The 19,693-nt window shown below is 69.6% G+C and carries 19 protein-coding genes and 2 pseudogenes; 10 read left to right on the top strand and 11 right to left on the bottom strand.

Going from position 1 to position 19,693, the window contains the following annotated elements; all coding sequences use genetic code 11:
* Positions 1 to 201 precede the first annotated feature (201 nt).
* The 4 genes from ACT3SQ_RS04605 (at position 202) to ACT3SQ_RS04590 (ending at position 3,782) form a co-directional block, all read left to right on the top strand.
* Positions 202 to 1,806 (top strand): DEAD/DEAH box helicase, encoded by a 1,605-nt coding sequence (locus ACT3SQ_RS04605; protein WP_442332199.1) that lies wholly within the window; start codon positions 202 to 204, stop codon positions 1,804 to 1,806.
* Entirely contained in the window at positions 1,803 to 2,252 is a 450-nt protein-coding gene (locus ACT3SQ_RS04600; RefSeq protein WP_441443447.1) for a rhodanese-like domain-containing protein, read from the top strand. The genes ACT3SQ_RS04605 and ACT3SQ_RS04600 overlap by 4 nt, the downstream gene beginning before the upstream one ends.
* 181 nt (positions 2,253 to 2,433) lie before the next feature.
* A complete protein-coding gene (locus tag ACT3SQ_RS04595) occupies positions 2,434 to 2,793 on the top strand; it encodes an ArsR/SmtB family transcription factor (protein WP_441443448.1) in 360 nt (119 codons plus the stop codon).
* A complete protein-coding gene (locus tag ACT3SQ_RS04590) occupies positions 2,790 to 3,782 on the top strand; it encodes a cation diffusion facilitator family transporter (RefSeq protein ID WP_441443449.1) in 993 nt (330 codons plus the stop codon). Before ACT3SQ_RS04595 ends, ACT3SQ_RS04590 begins: the two co-directional genes overlap by 4 nt.
* A 17-nt stretch (positions 3,783 to 3,799) precedes the next feature.
* Here the strand turns inward: ACT3SQ_RS04590 and ACT3SQ_RS04585 are convergent.
* Positions 3,800 to 4,192: pseudogene (locus ACT3SQ_RS04585) on the bottom strand (putative PEP-binding protein); the annotation flags it as partial.
* A gap of 94 nt (positions 4,193 to 4,286) precedes the next feature.
* On the opposite strand from ACT3SQ_RS04585, the gene ACT3SQ_RS04580 reads away from it, so the two are divergent.
* Positions 4,287 to 5,108 (top strand): hypothetical protein, encoded by an 822-nt coding sequence (locus ACT3SQ_RS04580; RefSeq protein ID WP_444599050.1) that lies wholly within the window; start codon positions 4,287 to 4,289, stop codon positions 5,106 to 5,108.
* Positions 5,109 to 5,116: 8 nt separating this feature from the next.
* On the opposite strand, the gene ACT3SQ_RS04575 is transcribed toward ACT3SQ_RS04580, so the two are convergent.
* Complete coding sequence (locus ACT3SQ_RS04575) at positions 5,117 to 6,088, bottom strand: MsnO8 family LLM class oxidoreductase (protein WP_444599051.1); 972 nt, start codon at positions 6,086 to 6,088, stop codon at positions 5,117 to 5,119.
* A 106-nt stretch (positions 6,089 to 6,194) separates the two neighbouring features.
* On the opposite strand from ACT3SQ_RS04575, the gene ACT3SQ_RS04570 reads away from it, so the two are divergent.
* Together ACT3SQ_RS04570 and ACT3SQ_RS04565 are read left to right on the top strand one after the other, a co-directional pair.
* On the top strand, positions 6,195 to 7,199 hold the full coding sequence (locus tag ACT3SQ_RS04570; RefSeq protein WP_441443465.1) for an LLM class flavin-dependent oxidoreductase: 1,005 nt from the start codon (positions 6,195 to 6,197) through the stop codon (positions 7,197 to 7,199).
* On the top strand, positions 7,196 to 7,795 hold the full coding sequence (locus ACT3SQ_RS04565; protein ID WP_441443466.1) for a hypothetical protein: 600 nt from the start codon (positions 7,196 to 7,198) through the stop codon (positions 7,793 to 7,795). Before ACT3SQ_RS04570 ends, ACT3SQ_RS04565 begins: the two co-directional genes overlap by 4 nt.
* Positions 7,796 to 7,934: 139 nt before the next feature.
* Here the strand turns inward: ACT3SQ_RS04565 and ACT3SQ_RS04560 are convergent, their stop codons facing one another.
* The 4 genes from ACT3SQ_RS04560 to ACT3SQ_RS04545 are packed head-to-tail and all read right to left on the bottom strand — an operon-like array spanning position 7,935 to position 10,971.
* Positions 7,935 to 9,263, bottom strand: coding sequence for a TRAP transporter large permease (locus ACT3SQ_RS04560; RefSeq protein WP_441443467.1), 1,329 nt, complete (start codon positions 9,261 to 9,263; stop codon positions 7,935 to 7,937).
* 2 nt (positions 9,264 to 9,265) lie between these two features.
* Positions 9,266 to 9,721, bottom strand: coding sequence for a TRAP transporter small permease (locus ACT3SQ_RS04555; RefSeq protein WP_441443468.1), 456 nt, complete (start codon positions 9,719 to 9,721; stop codon positions 9,266 to 9,268).
* Positions 9,722 to 9,724: 3 nt separating this feature from the next.
* On the bottom strand, positions 9,725 to 9,871 hold the full coding sequence (locus ACT3SQ_RS04550; protein ID WP_441443469.1) for a hypothetical protein: 147 nt from the start codon (positions 9,869 to 9,871) through the stop codon (positions 9,725 to 9,727).
* Positions 9,871 to 10,971, bottom strand: coding sequence for a TRAP transporter substrate-binding protein (locus ACT3SQ_RS04545; RefSeq protein WP_442332203.1), 1,101 nt, complete (start codon positions 10,969 to 10,971; stop codon positions 9,871 to 9,873). The genes ACT3SQ_RS04550 and ACT3SQ_RS04545 overlap by 1 nt, the downstream gene beginning before the upstream one ends.
* 319 nt (positions 10,972 to 11,290) lie before the next feature.
* On the opposite strand from ACT3SQ_RS04545, the gene ACT3SQ_RS04540 reads away from it, so the two are divergent.
* Entirely contained in the window at positions 11,291 to 12,130 is an 840-nt protein-coding gene (locus tag ACT3SQ_RS04540; protein WP_441443471.1) for a CPBP family glutamic-type intramembrane protease, read from the top strand.
* A gap of 241 nt (positions 12,131 to 12,371) precedes the next feature.
* On the opposite strand, the pseudogene ACT3SQ_RS04535 reads toward ACT3SQ_RS04540, so the two are convergent.
* The 4 genes and pseudogenes from ACT3SQ_RS04535 to ACT3SQ_RS04520 all read right to left on the bottom strand — a co-directional run.
* Positions 12,372 to 12,626, bottom strand: a pseudogene (locus ACT3SQ_RS04535) (SRPBCC family protein); the annotation flags it as partial.
* A 408-nt stretch (positions 12,627 to 13,034) separates the two neighbouring features.
* Positions 13,035 to 14,672, bottom strand: a complete 1,638-nt coding sequence (gene groL, locus ACT3SQ_RS04530) for a chaperonin GroEL (RefSeq protein ID WP_444599054.1) — start codon at positions 14,670 to 14,672, stop codon at positions 13,035 to 13,037.
* 428 nt (positions 14,673 to 15,100) lie between these two features.
* Positions 15,101 to 15,700 (bottom strand): LytR C-terminal domain-containing protein, encoded by a 600-nt coding sequence (locus ACT3SQ_RS04525; protein WP_441443474.1) that lies wholly within the window; start codon positions 15,698 to 15,700, stop codon positions 15,101 to 15,103.
* Positions 15,701 to 15,763: 63 nt separating this feature from the next.
* Positions 15,764 to 16,231 carry a DUF3263 domain-containing protein gene (locus ACT3SQ_RS04520; RefSeq protein WP_442332204.1) on the bottom strand — a complete coding sequence of 156 codons (468 nt, stop codon included), beginning with the start codon at positions 16,229 to 16,231 and terminating at the stop codon, positions 15,764 to 15,766.
* Positions 16,232 to 16,359: 128 nt separating this feature from the next.
* On the opposite strand from ACT3SQ_RS04520, the gene ACT3SQ_RS04515 reads away from it, so the two are divergent.
* Positions 16,360 to 17,037: a uracil-DNA glycosylase gene (locus ACT3SQ_RS04515; RefSeq protein WP_441443476.1), complete on the top strand. Its 678-nt coding sequence runs from the start codon at positions 16,360 to 16,362 to the stop codon at positions 17,035 to 17,037.
* A gap of 46 nt (positions 17,038 to 17,083) precedes the next feature.
* On the opposite strand, the gene ACT3SQ_RS04510 is transcribed toward ACT3SQ_RS04515, so the two are convergent.
* Complete coding sequence (locus ACT3SQ_RS04510; protein ID WP_444599055.1) at positions 17,084 to 17,740, bottom strand: hypothetical protein; 657 nt, start codon at positions 17,738 to 17,740, stop codon at positions 17,084 to 17,086.
* A gap of 128 nt (positions 17,741 to 17,868) precedes the next feature.
* Here ACT3SQ_RS04510 and treS point away from each other — a divergent pair, with 128 nt between their 5' ends.
* Positions 17,869 to 19,668: a maltose alpha-D-glucosyltransferase gene (gene treS, locus ACT3SQ_RS04505; protein ID WP_441443478.1), complete on the top strand. Its 1,800-nt coding sequence runs from the start codon at positions 17,869 to 17,871 to the stop codon at positions 19,666 to 19,668.
* Positions 19,669 to 19,693 lie beyond the last annotated feature (25 nt).

The following is a 19,693-nucleotide window of genomic DNA, read 5'->3' as shown; positions in this document are numbered from 1 at the left end:
TCGCCACCGAGCTGGCCTGGACGTAGTGTGGTTGGCAGTGCCGTCCTCCCGCCGCGGCACAGGTCCCGCACAGGCAGCCCCGATCCACGCGATCGGCTGGCTCCGCTGCGGAGACAGCGTCGGCCGAGGATCACTGCCCCTGGGCAGTGCCGTGCGACGATGCCCCGGGTGGGATGCACTGAGCAGAACGGATCACCTTTCGTGACCACCCCTGATTTCGCACGCCTCGGCGTGCCCGCCGCCCTCATCAAGGCGCTCGCGCCGCGAGGCATCACCCAGCCCACCCCGATCCAGGCCTCGACGCTGCCCGACTCGCTGGCCGGCCGGGACGTGCTGGGCCGGGGCCGTACCGGCTCGGGCAAGACCTACGCCTTCCTGCTGCCGCTGGTGGCCCGCCTGATCGCGGAGCCCCGCCGTCGCGTCGCGCGCCGCCCCCGCTCCCTGATCCTCGCGCCGACGCGTGAGCTCGCCTCGCAGCTCGCCGAGTCGCTGAAGCCGCTCGAGCTGGCCGCCGATCTGCGCAGCACCGTCGTCTTCGGCGGCGTGGGCCAGAACCCCCAGGTGAAGGCCCTCGCAAGCGGCGTCGACGTGCTCGTCGCCTGCCCCGGCCGTCTGCTCGACCTCATGAACCAGGGTCACGTGGACCTCGGTGCCGTCGAGATCACCGTCATCGACGAGGCTGACCACATGGCTGACATGGGCTTCCTGCCCATGGTCCGCAAGATCCTCGCCAAGACGCCGTCGAAGGGCCAGCGGATGCTGTTCTCCGCAACCCTCGATTCCGGGGTGAACAAGCTGGTCAAGGAGTTCCTCCACGAGCCGGTCACCCACTCCGCGGATCCGGCGACCAGCCCGGTGGGCACCATGGAGCACCACGTGCTCGAGGTCGCCGCCACCACCCGCTTCGATGTGCTGCGTGATCTTGCCGCCGCACCCGGGCGCACCATCATGTTCACCCGCACCAAGTACGGCGCGAAGAACCTCGCCCGCAAGCTCAGCGCGCGCGGCGTCGATGCGGTGGACCTGCACGGCAACCTCTCGCAGAACGCCCGCACCCGGAACCTCGAGGCATTCGGCGACGGCACCGCGACGACGATGGTCTGCACCGACATCGCCGCCCGCGGCATCCACGTCGACGATGTGGCCCTCGTGGTCCACGCCGATCCGCCCGTCGAGCACAAGGCGTACCTGCACCGCTCGGGTCGCACCGCCCGCGCCGGCGAATCGGGCACCGTGATCACCGTGCAGACCCCGGATCAGAAGCGCGATGTCAGCGACCTGATGCGCAAGGCCGGGATCACCCCCACGTACCACTCCCAAGTGCAGCCCACCAGCCCGGTGCTGTCCTCGCTCGCCCCGGGCGAGCGAGTGGCCACCCATGAGCCCCGCCAGCCCGAGCCCGAGCTCGACCAGGCCCGCATGAACGGGGAGCGTCGCGGACGCTCCGGCGGTCAGGGTCGCGGGGGCCAGGGTGGCGGCCAGGGCCGTGGCGGTCAGGGCGGCGGACAGGGCGGCGGCGCCCGCCGTGGCGGTCAGGGCGAGGAGACCCGCACCGAGGGTCAGGGTCGCGGGGGTCAGGGCCGACGCGGCCAGGGCGCCGGCGGTCAGGGCCGTGGCGGTCAGGGCGGCGGCGGTCAGGGCGGCGGTCGCCGTGGCGGCCAGGGCGGGCAGGGCGGCAGCGCCTCCGGCGCGCGCCGTCAGGGCCAGGGCGCTCCGTCCCGCTACTCCACGAGCTCCGACGGCGGCGGCACCGGCAACTCCGTCGGCGGCGGTCTCGCCTCCTTCTCCTCCGGTCGCAAGCGGTGAGCAGCACCGCCCCGGCCGGCGGTCGACGCCGCGCCGGAGCGCCTGCGCCGCACAGCATCGACGAGGTGCTCGAGGCTGCCCGGCAGGGCGTCCATCGGCTCACGCCGGAGGACCTCCTCACCGCTCAGGCGCAGGGGGCGCACGTGATCGACATCCGCTCGGCCGCGACCCGGGAGTCCGAGGGGCATCTGCCCGGAGCCACCGTCATCGAGCGCCTGGTGCTCGAATGGCGGCTTGATCCGAGCAGTGCGCACCGGATGGCGGACGGGCCGGAGCATGATGATCTGGTCGTCGTGGTCTGCAACGAGGGGTACTACTCCTCGCTCGCGGCCCGCGACCTGCGTGACCTCGGCTTCCACCGTGCCACGGATCTGATCGGCGGCTTCCGGGCCTACCGCGATGCTGGCCTGCCGATCCAGGCGGAGCCCGCTCGCAGCGTGGACTGACCCGCACCTGCACGGCGGGGAGAGGACGACGGGGAGAGGACGACCTTCGGGCATCGTCCGCTCCCCGCCGTCCTGCTCTCTGTCGTCTTGCTCCCTGCACCCGCCAGCGCCCGACTGCGGCATGCCCCACAACCTCACTTCGCTTATTGCGCAACTATGGAACCGCTGGGATCCTGGACCCATGACGATTCCGGGACCCCCTGCGGGCTCCTCCCCCACCGCGCCGCAGCTCGCCGCCGCGGCGAACACCTTCGCCCTGCTGGCGAGCCCCTCACGGCTGCATCTGGTGCGCCTCATGAGCGGCGGCCACTTCGATGTGGGCACCCTTGCCGAGAAGGTCGGGCTCAGCCTGCCCACCACCAGTCAGCATCTGAGCAAGCTGCGCCTGGCCGGGATCGTCTCCGTTCGCCGCGAGGGCCGCCACAGCTACTACACGGTGGAAGATCCGCACGTCCTCTCCCTGGTCGAGCAGATCTTCGAGCACATCGCACCCGACGGCACCCTCGCCCCCGATCCGACCACGAAGGATTCCCGCGCATGACCGCCCCCGCTCCGACCACCCCTGCCGCGGGCAAGCGCGTGGATCTGCGCAGATTCGCGTGGCTCTCGATCGTCGCCGCAGTCATCACCATCGCCCTGAAGACGGGCGCCTGGGCGATGACCGACTCCGTCGGCCTGCTCTCCGACGCCGCGGAGTCCACGGTGAACCTGGTCGCCGCCGTGGTCGCCCTCATCGCGCTGACGGTCGCCGCCCGCCCCGCCACCGAGCGCTTCCTCTACGGCCGGGCCAAGGCCGAGTACTTCTCGGCCGCCGTCGAGGGGCTGATGATCTTCGTGGCGGCCGCGGTCATCATGGTCACCGCCGTCGAACGCTTCATCAACCCGCGGCCGCTCGAGAACCTCGGCATCGGCCTGGTGATCGTCGTGATCGCCTCGCTGATCAACGGCGGGGTCTCGCTGGTGCTGATGCGCGCCGGGAAGGAGCACAACTCGATCACCCTGCGGGCCGACGGGAAGCACCTGATGACCGATGTGGTCACCAGCGCCGGCATCCTCATCGGGGTGGGCCTGGTCGCTCTGACCGGCTGGGAGAGACTGGATGCGCTGGTCGCCTTCGCGGTGGGCGTGAACATCATCGTCACCGGCATCGGGCTGCTGAACGAGGCGGTCTCAGGCCTGCTGGACAAGGCGCTGCCGGAGGAGGACCACGAGGTCATCACCGAAGTGCTGCGCCGCCGCACCGACGGCACCATCACGTTCCATGGGCTGCAGACCCGTGAGGCCGGCCAGCAGAAGTACATGAACGTGCACGTGCTGGTGCCGGACGAGTGGACCGTCAAGCGCGGCCACGACTACATCGAGGGGCTCGAGGACGAGCTGCGCGACTGCCTGCCGGACCTCACCGTGCTCACCCATCTCGAGCCGATCTCCGATCCGGCGTCCTATGAGGACATCCCCGAGCAGCACGTCCCGATCCACGGCGACGATCACGACCCGACCCGGCCTCCGGCGGAGCCGGGCACTCCCTGACCCCCGGCGCCGAACGATCAGACCGTGGCGAGCCGCTTCCAGGTGTCGACGATCGTGTCCGGGTTCAGCGAGATCGACGAGATCCCCTTCGCCCTGAGATGCTCGGCGAGCTTGGGATGGTCGCTCGGGCCCTGTCCGCAGATCCCCACGTACTTCCCCCGGGCCCGGCAGGCATCGATCGCCATGTCGATCAGGCGGATCACCGCAGGATCGCGCTCGTCGAAGGCTCCGGCCACGAGCTCGGAGTCGCGGTCGATCCCGAGGGTGAGCTGAGTGAGGTCGTTCGACCCGATCGAGAATCCGTCGACATGGTCGAGGAAGGCATCGGCGTCGAGCGCATTCGAGGGCACCTCGCACATCATCACGATCTGCAGCCCGTTCACCCCGCGCTCGAGCCCGTGGCCCGCGAGCGCGGGCGGCGCTCGATCTCTGCGGGACGATCTGAGCAGGACCGGCTCGTCGGAACCCGGCGCGCCTCACCATGAACGGTGACAGGATGCCGCCATGGTGACCCGGCGCACAGCAAAGTCGTCCCCGGCCTCCGCCCGACCGCTGCTCCTGAACAACCTCGTGGCCGCGCTCATCGCGAGCGCGCTGATGATCTTCGTGCACGAGCTCACGCATCTGGTCGCCGGGCTCGCGCTGGGACACGCCTCGGTCCTGTACCCCTTCGGGGTGATCGACCGCGGTTCTCCGCCGGAGGGCGATCAGGTGCTGACGCTGCTCGTCGGCCCCGCCTTCAGCCTGGTCACCGGCGTGCTGCTGCAGCTGTGGACCCCGCTGCGGGCGCGTGCTGACTTCCTGCACCTGGTGTGGCTGTGGTTCGCCTTCACCTCGGTCCAGGAGGGCATCATGTATCTGTGCCTGACTCCTTTCGGCGCCGGCGACACCGGGCAGGCCGCACAGCTGCTCGGGCTATCCCTCCCGCTGCAGTTCCTCGCGCTCGCGATCGGCATCGGCGGCATGTTCCTCAACGCCCGGGCCTTCGCGCCCCACATGGCGCGCCACGCCGGGGCCGATCCGCGCCTGCGCAATGCGATGACGCTGTTCCCGTGGCTGTACGGGATGACCGTCTCGGTGCTGCTGAGCATCGTGTACCTCGCGATCAGCCCGGCCGAGCTGCCGGCCTCCGCACAGATCGCGATCCTCGCGGCGGGGACGGCGCTCCTGGTCTTCGCGCCGATGGCGCACATCTTCGCCCGCAGCGTCACCGCGGTGCCCTCTGAGCCGCTGCGGCTCCGCGCGATCCCCGTCGGCGGCCTCGTCGTGCTGGGCGTGCTGGTGCTCGGGAACATCCTGCTCAGCTTCGGCCTGCAGCTCGGCTGAGCGGAGGCTCAGCCGGCCAGCAGCTGCGCGAGCGCCCTGTCCGAGGTGCTGAGCGCCTCCCGGTCATAGGTCGCGCCGGTCGCCATCACCTCGTGGGCCCCGGTGCGTTCGACCAGCTCCTCGATCCGTCGGCGCACGGTCGTCGCCGCCCCGGCCACGGTCGCCGCCAGGCCCCTCTCCACCCGGCGAGCCTCCTTCTCGCTCATGGTGGACGCTCGGATCCGCGCGACGGGCTCGAGCGCCTCGAACAGGCCGGTGGTGCGGGAGCGGCCCATCGCCCAGACCTCCGGCAGCGCCAGTTCACGAGCCTCCTCGTCGGTGTCCGCGATCAGCGCATCGATGGAGACGATGACCTGCGGCGAACTGCCGCGATGCGGCCGGAAGCGTCGTCGGTAGGCGGCGAGCCGATCCGCCAGCTCCGGCGAATCCAGGAAGGGGCCGCCGAGCACCACCGGCAGGCCGAGCGCAGCGGCGGTGTCGACCCCGCTGCCGGTGGCGAGCACGAACATCGGCACCTCGCCGGCGTCGGCGGGCCGGACGGTCAGCGGGGCGGAGCCCTCGAGAAGCGCCCGCACGTCGGTGATCTCCTGCGCGAACTCCTCAGGGCTCGCCTCGAGGCGGCCGAGGGCGCGCCGCACCGGCTCGGTGAACCCCAGCGACCGACCGAGGCCCAGATCGACGCGGCCCGGAAACAGCGCGGCCAGCATCCGGAACTGCTCGGCGACCACGAGCGGCCGATGGTTGGGGAGCATCACCCCGCCGGAACCCAGCCTGATCCGCCGGGTGCGAGCACCGATCGCCGCCAGCAGCACCGCCGGGGCGCCGCTCGCAATCCCGGGCACCGCATGATGCTCTGCGACCCAGAAACGTTCATAGCCCAGCTGCTCGACATCGATCGCACGCTCGACGGAATGCTCCAGAGCAGCGGCCTCGGGCAGCCCATGGCGGGTGCGGGAGCGGTCGAGCAGGGAGAACCTCATGCCGGGGCCAACGCCTGGTGGGGCGCGAAGCTTCCCTGATCGGAGGTCGAGAAGCTCTCATCCCCGAGCCCGCCACCGCAGCGGCTCCCTCGATAGCCTCAGCAGTATGAACGCTCCTCATGTGCCGCTGTCCATCCTCGATCTCGTCTCCATCTCCGAAGGGATGACGACCCGCGAGGCGATCAACGCGTCGATGGACGGCGCGAAGGCCGCCGACCGGCTGGGCTACGAACGGCTCTGGTTCGCCGAGCACCACAACACCAACAGCCTGGCCTCCTCCGCCACGTCGCTGCTGATCGACCGGGCGGCATCACTGACCGAGCGCATCCGTGTCGGCTCCGGCGGGATCATGCTCCCCAACCACGCGCCGCTGACGGTGATCGAGCAGTTCGGCACCCTGGTGCAGTTCCACGGCGACCGCATCGACCTGGGCCTGGGTCGGGCGCCGGGAACGGACCAGCTCACCGCACAGCTGCTCGCGCGCACCTCGGCGGAGCCGTCTGCCTTCATCGCCGCCGTCGAGCAGATGCGGGACTGGTCCCGCGAGGTGCCCATCGGTTCCCTGCCGATCACCGCGGATGTCGCCCGCGGGACCGAGGTGCCGATGTGGATCCTCGGCTCGACCGCCAATGGCGCCCGCCTGGCCGCTCAGCTGGGGATGCCCTTCTCCGTCGCCTCGCACTTCGCCCCCTTCCAGTACCTGCACGCGCTCGACGTCTACCGCGACAACTTCGACCCGGACGCCGCCTCGGCACAGATGTCGACGCCGCGCACCATGGTCGGCGTCAACCTGGTGGTGGCCGACACCGACGAGGAGGCGCAGCGTCAGTTCACCACCCTCCAGCAGATGTTCCTGGGGGTCGTCACCGGCCGGCGCCAGAAGATCCAGCCCCCGCGGCCGATCGACGAGGTCGCCGCGCCGCAGCTCATCGCACAGGTCGACCAGACCCTGTCGATCAAGGCAGTCGGCTCCCCCGCCACAGTGGTCCGGCAGCTCGAGGAGATCGTCGCCGCCACCGGCGCCGACGAGCTCATCCTCACCGCCTACTACTACGACCCGGCGGACCGGCTGCACGCGCTCGAGCTGCTCGCGCAGGCGTGGGGCTTGTGAGACGACGCCACCAAGGCGCGGCTCCCGCCGCATGGCTCGCGCTGCTCTGCCTCTCCGCAGCAGCGCTCACCGGCTGCGGCGAACTCGAAGAATCTCGCCCGGGGCAGGGCGACCCATGGATTCACGACGAGGACAGCGAGCGCTGGTTCCTGCCTGACTCCCTGACGACCAGCTCCGAGCTGGTGGCCGAGCACCTGCCCACGCTGGACACGGCCTCTGAGCTCACACTGATCGGCGGCCAGTTCACTGATCCGCACGAGCGGGTCCCGATCCCCGCCCAGGACGACTACTGGTGGCAGGCTGTGGTGACACTGGCCCCGGCGGAGGTCGAAGAGCTGGCCACGACCGCACAGTCACAGGCTGCCGCAGGATCGATCGGCGGCGAGCCCGAGCGGCTCACGGACGGAGAGCTGCGCGCTGCGATCGTCGGCCCGCTCGAGGAGGCCCTCTCCTCCTGCCCCGAGGAGTGGCTCACCGTGATGCCGGTCCTCACCCAGCCGGGATATGAGAACCGGACCGCGGCCGGCGACGGGTTGGGCGTCCTCGCGGTCTGCCCCGGCGGCGATCAGCTCGTCATCTCTGCCTTCGACATGTGAGCGGCCCGCAGGTCGCTGCTGCGAGTCGCTGCCGCAGGCCGCTGCCGCAGGCCGCTGCCGCAGGCCGCTGCCGCGGGCGACACCGCGAGCATGAGAACGGGGCCACGGCGCGTACGCCGTGGCCCCGTCGCGAGCAGCCTCACTCGCTGGACATCCCGAGCAGATCGGGGATGAACATCGAGATCTGCGGGACGAACACGATCAGCAGCAGGCCGATCACGAGCGGCACGTAGAAGGGCAGCAAGCGCATGATCACCGGCTCCACCTTCATCCGGCCCACCCTCGCGCCGACGAACAGGATCACACCGACCGGCGGGGTGATCGTGCCCAGGCACAGGTTGAACGTCATCATCAGGCCGAAGTGGATCGGATCCACACCCAGCTCAAGGGCGACGGGCAGGAAGATCGGGGTGAAGATCAGGATCGCCGGGGTGGGGTCCATGAACATGCCCACCACCAGCAGCGCCAGCATCATCAGCAGCAGCACGATGATCGGGGAGCTGGAGACCCCCAGCAGGGCACCGGCGATGAACTGCGGGATGGTCGCATAGGCGAGCACCCAGCCCAGCACTCCGGAGACCGCGATCAGCAGCAGCACCACGGCGGTGGTGCGGGTCGCCGCCAGGATCACCGCGGGCAGCTTCTTGACGGTCAGCGCCCGGTAGATGAAGCCGAGGACCAGCGAGTAGACCACGGCGATCACCGCGGATTCGGTGGCGGTGAAGAACCCGGCCACCAGACCGCCGATGACGATGACCATCATGAACACCGCCGGCACCGCGGCCAGCAGGGTGCGCAGTGCCATGGCGAGGGTGAGCTCGCCGCGGGCAGCACCGTTGTCGTTGCCCACCAGCTCGGGGCGGCGCTTCGTCATGATCCAGACCATCGCGATGCAGGCCAGCATCCATACCGCGCCCGGGCCGTAACCGGCGGCGAACAGCGTGGCGACCGAGGTCGAGGACACAAGCGAATACACGATCAGAGTGTTCGACGGCGGGATCAGCATGCCCGAAGGCGCCGAGGCGACGTTCACCGCGGCGGCGAAGGCCGGGTCATAGCCTTCCTTGCGCTGCCGGGGGCTGAGGATCCCGCCGACGGCTGCGGCAGAGGCCACAGCCGCGCCGGAGACGGAGCCGAACATCGCGTTGGCGACCACGTTGGTCTGGGCGAGCGAGCCGGGCATGCGGCCCACCAGCACCTTGGCCGCGTCGATCAGCCGGGCGGCCACTCCGCCGGTGTTCATCAGCTGGCCTGCCAGCACGAAGAACGGTATCGCGAGCAGGGAGAACGAATTCGCGCCCATGAACATGCGCTGCGCGGAGACGAACACGGCCGGCTCGATGCCGATGACGGCGATCAGGGCCACCACAGAGGGCAGGCCGATGGCGATCGCGACCGGGGCGCCGATGGCGATGAGGACGAGGATGCCGATGATCAGGATGATCCCGGCGAGCATTGCGGGATCCATGATCAGCGCTCCTTCTCGGTGTCGGTGCGGGGGTCGGAGTCCGGGAGCGACTGCCCGTCGGAATCCTGGATGACGGCTGCCGCCGCGGCGGCTCCGGCGCTCTCGGCGGCCTCGTCGTCGGTCTCCTCGAGCGGTGCGAGCTCATCGCCTCGCACAGCGAGCAGCAGATCTTCGAGCGCGAGGAAGGCGATCATCAGCCCGCTGACGGGCAGTGCGAGGTACATATGGCCCACGGAGAACGGGAAGCCCGGGATCACCTGCTCCCAGGACATCGCGACCCCGCGCAGCCCGCCCCACACCATGCCGAGCGCTGCGAAGGCGAGCGTCGAGGCTTGGACGGCGACGACCAGCACGCGGCGGGAGAGCCCCGGGGCGCGCTGCGCTAGCACGTCGACCGCGATGTGACCACGTTCGCCGAACACCAGGGTCGCGGCGAACAGGCTCAACCACACGAACATGTACTAGGCGGTGACGGTGGGCCAGGCGCTGGGGGCACTGAGCACCTGGCGGGTGAACACCTGCCACACCACGACCAGCACGAGCACCGCGAACAGCACGATGCACAGCACCTTGAGGGCGGAGAGCAGCCCTTGACGGATCTTCCACATCAGGAATCGCCCCCTTCGGCCGCACCGCGGATCGCCTCGTACAGGGCGAAGTCCGCCGGGTCCTCCAGCAGGGAGATGCCGGTCTCCTCGATGATCGCGGTGAACACCTCGGGGTCCGGCTCCGTGATGACCACTCCGCGCTCGAGCATCGTCGCGGTGGCGTCCTCGGTCTGCTGCTTCCAGATCTCGACGAACTCGCTCTGGGTCTCGGCCCAGGCGGCTCGGAGAGCCACCGAGTCCTGCTCGTCCATCGTCTCGAGCAGGTCGGTGTTGGCCAGCAGGAAGTCGAAGCCGATCAGGTGATTGGTGAGCGTGAAGTGCTTGGCGACCTCGTAGTGGCGCTGGGTGACGTAGGAGATCTCATTGTTCTCCGCACCGTCGAGCACCCCCGCCTGCAGCCCGGTGTAGACCTCGCTGTAGGCCATCGGAGTGGGAACCCCACCGATGTTCCTGATCAGGCGCAGGAAGATCTCGGACTCCTGGACTCGGACTTTGAGCCCCTCCAGATCTTCGACGGACTCGATCGGACCCTGTGCCGTGTAGAGGTGCCGGCCGCCTTGGGTGTAGCCGCCCAGGACCGACAGCCGCTTCTGCGGCTCAAGCGATGCGAAGAGCTCGCCGACGATCGACTCGTCGAGCATCACCCGGTTCTGGTGGTCGATGTCGTCGAAGACCCCGGCGACGTTCATCGGCAGGAAGCGCGGTGAGGAGTTCTCGATCTGGGTGCCGGAGACGACGGCCATGTCGATCGCGCCGTCGGAGACCAGCTGCACGGTCTCCTGCTGGTCGCCGAGGGAGTTGTTGGCGTACACGCGGGCGCCGTAGCGGCCGTCGGTCGCTTCCGCGATCCGCTCACCGAAGGAGACCAGCGAGCCGTAGCTGGGGTGGGACTCCGCCTGGCCCAGGGAGATGGACAGCACCCGGTCGACACCGGTGACTGCACCCTCCTGGGAGGCACAGCCGCCGAGCAGCGCAGCACCTGCGCCGACCACGGGCAGGGACTTGAGGAATCCGCGACGTCCCACTCCCTCCCTCACATCGGCACGAGTACCGGCGAGCGAGCGGGGGGCTCCTCGTCGGCGGGAGAAAGGTGTTCGCACTGCATTCCTCCTCGAATGGGACGCTCCGTACCGCACCGCCGGGGACGGCGCAGACGTGCGTTCGCCACCATCGAGCCGGTCTGGCCGACGGCGGGACGCTCAGGGTTCTCACTGTGATGCGCGGCGGTGAACCCTGCCGAGGGCCCACCCGAGGGCAATCTCCGTGCCCTATGGCGACGGTGCCCGGTCGCATCAAAAGCTCGACCACGGACAGGGTGCCAGCGCCCGGGAAACCGGTCTCACCACTTGCCGCATGTTGCCACTGGCGGGCCGTAGTGAGTTGTGTCCCACCGAGCGCTCGACTGGCATGCTGGTGCCCATGGCAACGCCGCCCACCCCCACCGCTGTCACCGCTGTCGACACCGCGCCGCCCACCCCGACGACCTGGCTGCTTCCTGCCGCCGGGGTATCAGCCTCCGCCTTCCTCCTCTTCGGCCTCCAGCTCGCCGGCTGGGGCCACGGACTGCTCGCGCTCAGCCTGCTCGGCGCCTTCGTCCTCTCCCGGGAGCTCGGCAAGGATCTCTCCCTGATCGGCCTCGGGATCGCGATCGTCTCCACCACCTCGGTGAAGGCGAATGTGGACTGGGACCGCTTCTTCACGATCGGGACCGTGCTGCTCCTCGCCGTGGCAGTGCCGCTGCTGGTGGACCGTCTGGTGCTGCGCCGTCGGGCGATCCGCTTCCCCTGGCTCTCCGGCGAGAGGTGGAATCGGTGGCAGTGGGGGTACATCATCGCCGTGCCCGTGCTGGGCTGGCTGATCCTGCCGTACTACTTCATCACCTCGGGCGCCTACGAGAACTGGCCGGCGATCACGGACAGCGGCGCGCTGGGACGCTTCCTCGTGGGCGTGAACTTCGTGGGCACCTGGGACGAGCTGTTCTTCATCTGCACCTGCTTCGCGCTGCTGCGCCGCCACTTCGGGCTCTGGACGGCGAACCTCCTGCAGGCGGTCATCTTCGTGTCCTTCCTGTGGGAGCTCGGCTATCAGGCCTGGGGGCCGCTGCTCACCGTCCCCTTCGCGCTGCTCCAGGGCTGGCTGTTCTCCCGCACCGGCTCGCTGCTGTACGTGCTGGTCGTGCATCTGCTCTTCGACGTGATCGTGTTCCTCGCCATCGTCCACGCGCACAACCCCGGGGTGATCCCGATCTTCCTGATCTGACCAGGCCTGGCGTGGCGTGGCGCGTCCGGTCAGAGCAGGGCCTGCTCAGCGGCTGGCGAGCACCTCACGGATCGCGGCGAGCGTCGCCGGGATCCCGGTGCGTGCGGCCCGCTGACGCACAGCGATCTCCTCCTCGGCGCGGTCGCCGTAGCGTTCGGCGAACACCTCTTCGAAGTACGGGGGGGGTGAGCGTGTACTCGGTCAGCTCCGTACCGCCGCCCGCGGCCGGCCGCAGCCGGTACCCCCACTGGGCACGGCCGGGTCCCACCGACCAGGCGAAGTGCTCTCCCGGGGTGGCCGCGATGACTTCGGAGGTGGTCTGCCATTCGCGCTCCGGGGTGCGGTTGAACCCCGTGAAGCGGGCGCCCACTCCTCGCTGCTCGCTGTCCCACTCGCAGCGCAGGCACTGCTGACTCCACTCGCCCGTCCGCGTGACGTCGCTGATCAGCGCGTACACCTCGTCCGGGGTGGAGGGGACGACGATCGAATCCTGCATCTCGTAGGTCATGGCTCCATTGTCCCCGCGCCCGACTGCGTCGTGGCTGGCGGCCGCGCGGAGCAGGTGATCAGTCCTGGACCTCGACCAGAGACACCCGGACCGTTCACGGGTTCGTCATCGAGGCCTCGCTCCGAGCATCATCTCGAGATGCTCCGCTCGCTCCCGGGCGACCTGCTCCCGCAGTCGGCGGCGTCGTGCCGCCTCCCGGCACTGCTGATGCTCGCCATTGCCCTCGAGACAGGGTCAAGGGCCCAGGGTGAGCACCGGGGATGGGGAGGAGTGCGGCAGCAGGGCCACCGGACAGCGCAGGGCTGGATACCGCTGGGCCGGACAGCACAGTGCCCCGACCCTCCGGAGAGGATCGGGGCACTGCGGTGCTCCGGTGGGAGCGGCGTGATCAGGAGATCACATCATGCCGCCCATTCCGCCCATGCCACCCATGTCGTCGCCGCCGCCGGCCGGGGCCTTGGGCTCCGGCTTGTCGGCCACGACGGCCTCGGTGGTGAGGAACAGGCCCGCGATCGACGCCGCGTTCTGCAGCGCGGAGCGGGTGACCTTGACCGGGTCGATGATCCCGGCGGCGATCAGATCCTCATACACACCGGTCGCGGCGTTCAGGCCCTGGCCGACGGGGAGGTGCTTGACCTTCTCCGCGACGACGCCGCCCTCGAGACCGGCGTTGACCGCGATCTGCTTGAGCGGGGCCTCGATGGCGACCTTGACGATGTTCGCCCCGGTGGCCTCGTCACCCTCGAGGGTGAGCTTGCTGAAGGTGTCGGCACCGGCCTGCAGCAGCGCGACGCCGCCACCGGCGACGACGCCCTCATCCACAGCAGCCTTGGCGTTGCGCACGGCATCCTCGATGCGGTGCTTGCGCTCCTTGAGCTCCACCTCGGTGGCGGCGCCGGCCTTGATGACGGCCACGCCGCCGGCCAGCTTCGCGAGGCGCTCCTGGAGCTTCTCGCGGTCGTAGTCCGAGTCGGAGTTCTCGATCTCGGTGCGGATCTGGGACACGCGACCGGCGATGCGCTCGGCGTCGCCGGAGCCCTCGACGATGGTGGTCTCGTCCTTGGTCACGACGACCTTGCGGGCCTGGCCGAGCAGCTCGAGCCCGGCGGTCTCCAGCTTCAGGCCGACCTCCTCGGAGATGACCTGGCCACCGGTGAGGATGGCCATGTCCTCGAGCATCGCCTTACGACGATCGCCGAAGCCCGGTGCCTTGACGGCGACGGACTTGAAGGAGCCGCGCAGCTTGTTGACCACGAGCACCGCGAGCGCCTCGCCGTCGACATCCTCGGCGAGGATCGCGAGCGGCTTGCCGGACTGGATGACCTTCTCCAGCAGCGGCAGCAGATCCTTGACGGAGGAGATCTTCGAGGAGATCAGCAGGATGTAGGGGTCCTCGAGGACCGTCTCCTGGCGATCGGCGTCGGTGACGAAGTAGGGCGAGATGTAGCCCTTGTCGAACCGCATGCCCTCGGTGAGCTCCAGCTCGAGGCCCATGGTGTTGGACTCCTCGACCGTGATCACGCCTTCCTTGCCGACCTTGTCCAGCGCCTCGGCGATGAGCTCGCCGATGGCCGGGTCAGCGGCGGAGATGGCTGCGGTGGAGGCGATCTGCTCCTTGGTCTCGATCTCGTGAGCCTGCGAGAGCAGGGTCTCCGTGACGGCTGCCACGGCCTTGTCGATGCCGCGCTTGAGCGCGATCGGGTTGGCGCCGGCGGCCACGTTGCGCAGCCCCTCCTTGACGAGGGCCTGTGCGAGGACGGTGGCGGTGGTGGTGCCGTCGCCGGCGATGTCGTCCGTCTTCTTGGCGACCTCCTTCACCAGCTCCGCGCCGATCTTCTCGTAGGGATCGTCGAGCTCGATCTCCTTGGCGATCGACACGCCGTCGTTGGTGATGGTGGGCGCGCCCCAGGACTTCTCGAGCACGACGTTGCGGCCCTTGGGGCCGAGGGTGACCTTGACGGCGTTCGCGAGCTGGTTCATTCCCCGCTCGAGGCCGCGCCGGGCCTCCTCGTCGTATGCGATGAGCTTGGCCATTGTGGAATCTCTCCCGTGTGGTGTGGTGTCCACCCGACCCTGTGCCCGCGACGGACGAGAGCCGACGCCGTGTTCATGTCCCACAGCGGCGACCCCCTCACGGGGCCGGAATGTTCGTGGTCGGCGAAGCGGTGGACCGCCTGCCGATCGTGCCCCCGGTGCGCGCGAGCTCGAGCGCACGAGGCGCTGTCACTCTCGATCACCGAGTGCCAGATCATCATAAGCACTCGAAGGCGGAGAGTGCTAACTCTCTGCTCATGGCGGACACATCGGTCGAGTCGCTGTCGGGTCGCAGTCGCTTCGCCCTGTGTCAGAGCTCCGCGCTGCGGAGCCCTCCGGAACGGCCCGGGAATCAGGAGAGCGACAGGCGCCGACCTCCTGGGTCGCCGCCTGCCGCTCGAGCCTCCTGCTGTCGAGAGCGAGCTCTGTCAGCCTTCGCCCTCGGCGTCACCGCCGGCATCGCCGGGCTCAGCCACGGCGACCAGGGTGATGCGGGCGTCGTACTCGTCGCTCTGACGGGCTTCGCCGGCGCCGGCGCGCTCGGCGAGAGCCTGAGCGGTGTCCGCGTCGCCCTCGTCGCGGTAGAAGACCACCGGCTCCTGCTGGGCGTTGTCCGAGGTGGTGACGCTGACGTCCTCCCAGCCTTCACCTTCGAGGGTGTCGCGCCAGGTGCCGGCCAGGCCGTTGATGCCGCCGGCGTTGACCACCAGCACCGGAGTGGTGAGGTCGGGCTCGGGGGCGGGCTCGGCTTCCTCCTCGGCAGCGGTCTCCTCGGCGCTCTGCTCGGCGGCTTCGCTCTCGGCCGCGGCGGAGGTGGGGTCCTCTGCGCGGTCATCGCCGTTGTTGCCCATGCCTCCGATGAAGAAGAGCAGCACGACGAGCAGCACCGCGGCGGCGCCGATGATGATGATGTACAGCAGGTTCTCCCGCCAGAACGGGAGCTCGGCGCGGTGGGCGCCGTGGAAGGACACGGCGTCCGCCTCATCGTCGAAACGGTCCGGCGGGTACGGATACTGGGAATCAGCCACGGCCCCATTAAACCTGCTCCACCCGCGCCGGGTGCGGAGCACACGCCCTGCGGGTGACTCCGCTCAGGCCACTCGGTGGGTGTCGGCGGCGCCCGTGGCGCCATCCTCGGACGTGCGCCGGCCCCGCAGTCGGTGGACGACGGAGGGCGCGGCCCGCAGTGCGGCGGGCTCGTCCAGAAGTGCATTCAGACGCACGTAGTACGCGACCTTCGACAGGCCGATCTGCTCACGGATCGCCCGTTCCTTCGCGCCGACGTAGCGGAAGGTGCGACCTTCGAGGGCGAGGATCCGGCGGTCCCGCTCGCTGAGCCCGCCCTGCGGGCCGGGCAGTGACGCATCGGACATCGTGGCGGGAGTGTCGTCGCCCTGCTCCGGTTCTTCACCCGCGGAGAGCTGCTGCTCCGATTCTGTGGCCTCCACAGCCTCCACAGCCTCCAGAGCCTCCAGAGCCTCCAGAGCCTCCGCAGCCTCGACGGTTCCCGCGGCGGCGAGCGCTGCGCGGGAAGCTCGATGAGCGATATCGGAGGACATAGCCCCAGGGTAAGGGCCGGGACGCGCCGGTCCTGTCCGGCGCGCCGCTGACCCGGCCCGGGTGGGGAACGGCTCACGCGCGCCGCTCAGCGGGGCGCCGGTGACTGGTCCGGTGGAAGACTGGAGCCGTGTCGACATCGCTCGCCGAGAACATCGCCGCCGACTGGGCTGAGGCGCTCGCGCCCGTCGAACCCCGCCTTCGGGAGCTGGAGGGGTTCCTGCGTTCCGAGGAGGACGCCGGTCGCGGCTATCTGCCCGCTCCTGATCGGGTGCTGCGCGCCTTCACGCGCCCGCTGGCCGAGGTGCGGGTGCTGATCGTCGGCCAGGATCCGTATCCGACCCCTGGCCATCCGATCGGGCTCTCCTTCGCGGTGGAGCGGGAGGTGCGCCCGCTGCCGAGGTCGCTGACGAACATCTACACGGAGCTCGAGAGCGATCTGGGGATCCCGCGCGCACCCCATGGCGATCTCTCCGCCTGGCAGGACCAGGGTGTGCTGCTGCTGAACCGGGTGCTCACCGTCGCCCCCGGGGCCGCCGCCTCACACCGTCGCCGCGGCTGGGAGGAGATCACCGGGCAGGCGCTGCGCCAGCTGGTGGCGCGCGGCGGTCCGCTGGTGGCGATCCTGTGGGGACGCGATGCCCAGTCCCTGATCCCCCTGCTGGGCGAGGTGCCGTACATCGCCAGCCCGCACCCCAGTCCGCTGTCGGCCTCGCGAGGGTTCTTCGGCTCCCGGCCGTTCTCGGGTGCGAACGCGTTGCTCGCGAAGCAGGGTGCGGCGCCGATCGACTGGCGCGTCGGGGACTGACGCGGGGACTGACGCCGGGGATTGACGCCGCCGGCGCAGCCCGGGCTCAGCCCTCGGTCCAGACCCAGCTGTCGAGGATCTGCCGGATCTCGGGAGACAGCTCCGTCGCGCCGTGGGTCTCGACCACGATCTGCACCACGTCATCGGCCACGTCGGCGCAGTACATCTCCCCCACCGCGTCCTGTCCGTCATGGGTGCCCGTGGTGCGATGCGCCGCGAGCTCCTTGCCGTCGAGGGTGATCGGGTCCAGCTCCTCGGGGTCCCCGGGCTCGTCCCAGCCGAAGCCCGTCCAGGTGGCCTGCGTGCGGCAGGTCATCACCGCGTGCAGGTCGGAGTCGAACATGTACACCGTGATGCTGTTGGTCGCGAAGCTGTAGAGGTCATCGGGGGCGATGTCCTCGTCGGCGAGCTCCGCCACTCCCACGGCATCCGCCGGGTCTGCGCTCTTGTTCAGGTCGAACCACGTCGCCGGATAGGCGAAGCTGAAGAACTCGTGCTCGAAGCTCACCAGCTCGGGTCCGCTCGCGGTCTCCGTCGGCCCCGGCGGGGAGCCCCGGTCCCGGCTCACGAGGTAGACCACCCCGCCGGTCACCGCCAGGAAGACGATCGCGAGGAGGGTGAGGACGCAGGCCAGCGCGCACCAGAAACCGGTGCGCGAGCGCTGCTGCGGCGAGGGCTGCTGCCCCGGATATGGATGCCCCATTGGTCTCCCCCGACGTGCTGACATGATCCGCGAACGGCACTGTCCGCAGCTGCCCCGCCATAGTACGGCGGACGCTACTGTGGTGGCACGTCGCACGCCCTGCTCCTTACCCCGCCGTGGAGGACCCGATGCCCCTGCACACCACTCAGTTCACGCCGCAGGGACCAGGGGTCGACTACGACCCCCACTGGTACCGCAGGGCCGTCTTCTACGAGGTGGTGGTGCGCGCCTTCGCCGACGGCAACGGCGACGGCACGGGCGACTTCTCCGGCCTCATCGAACGCCTGGACTACCTGCAGTGGCTGGGCATCGACTGCCTCTGGCTGCCGCCGTTCATGGCCTCGCCGCTGCGCGACGGCGGCTACGACATCTCCGACTACGAGGCGGTGCTGCCGGAGTTCGGTTCGATCACCGATTTCGAGCGCCTGGTCAGCGAAGCCCATCAGCGCGGGATCCGGGTGGTCATCGACCTGCCGATGAACCACACCTCGGACAAGCACCCGTGGTTCCTGGAATCGCGTTCGGACCCGGAGGGGCCCTACGGCGACTTCTACGTGTGGTCGGACACCGACGAGAAGTACTCCGAGGCCCGCATCATCTTCGTGGACACCGAAGAGTCCAACTGGGCCTTCGACCCCGTGCGTCGGCAGTTCTTCTGGCACCGCTTCTTCTCGCACCAGCCCGATCTGAACTTCGAGAACCCGAAGGTCCGCGAGGCGATGTTCGACGTCGTGAAGTTCTGGATGGACAAGGGCATCGACGGCTTCCGCGCCGACGCGATCCCCTATCTCTACGAGGAGGAGGGCACCGACGGGGAGAACCTCCCCGCCACCCACGACTTCCTCGCCGAGCTGCGCAGCTACGTCGACGACCACTGGCCCGGACGCGTGATCATCGCCGAGGCGAACCAGTGGCCCCGCGACGTCGTGGACTACTTCGGAACCGAGGAGAAGCCCGAATGCCATATGTGCTTCCACTTCCCGGTGATGCCCCGCCTGTTCTACGCACTGCGTGAAGGCAGCGCCCGCCAGATCATCGACATCCTCGAGGACACCCCGGAGATCCCCCGGGGTGCCCAGTGGGGGACCTTCCTGCGCAACCATGACGAGCTGACCCTCGAGATGGTCACCGGGGAGGAGCGCACCGCGATGCTGGGCTGGTACGCCCCGGACTCCCGGATGCGGGCGAACGTGGGCATCCGTCGGCGTCTGGCGCCGCTGCTGGACAATTCCCGCAGCGAGCTCGAGCTGATCCACGCCCTGCTGCTGTCCCTGCCCGGCTCCCCGTTCCTCTACTACGGGGACGAGATCGCGATGGGTGACAACATCTGGCTCACCGATCGTGATGCCGTGCGCACGCCGATGCAGTGGACCCCCGATCGCAATGCCGGGTTCAGCGAGATCACCGATCCCGGCAAGCTGTACCTGCCGGTGATCCAGTCGCTCGTCTACCACTACGCCACCACCAATGTGGAGGCGCAGATGGCGCATTCGAGCTCATTGCTGCACTTCGTGCGCTGGATGCTCGCGGTGCGCAAGGAGCACGAGGCCTTCGGCATGGGCGCCTACCGCAACGTCCCCGCCGATTCGGACCGCGTGCTCGCCTTCACCCGCACCTACGACGGGGCCGAGCACGGCGAGGACGCGGAGTTCCACGCCGAGACCCTGCTGTGCGTGTTCAACCTCTCCGCACGTCCCGTGACCGTCTCCCTGGAGCTCGGAGGGCTGGCTCGGCGCACGGTGCGCGACCTGTTCGGCGGGCACGAGTTCCCGCCGGTGGGCGAGGACGGCTCGATGACCATCACCCTGGGCGGGCACGGCTACTACTGGCTGAAGGTGCGCCCGCTGCACCCCGACGGGGAGCCGATGACGGTCACCACCGCGCTGCCGGTGATCACCGTGGAGGATGCCCAACCGCCGGCGAGCTGACGCCTGCTTCCAGGGCGGGCGGGGC

The organism is Brachybacterium sp. AOP42-C2-15, from assembly GCF_052377065.1.
In the GTDB taxonomy this organism is placed as follows: domain Bacteria; phylum Actinomycetota; class Actinomycetes; order Actinomycetales; family Dermabacteraceae; genus Brachybacterium.
Note: the sequence above shows the minus strand (reverse complement) of the source record. Positions and strands in the feature narration are given on the sequence as shown.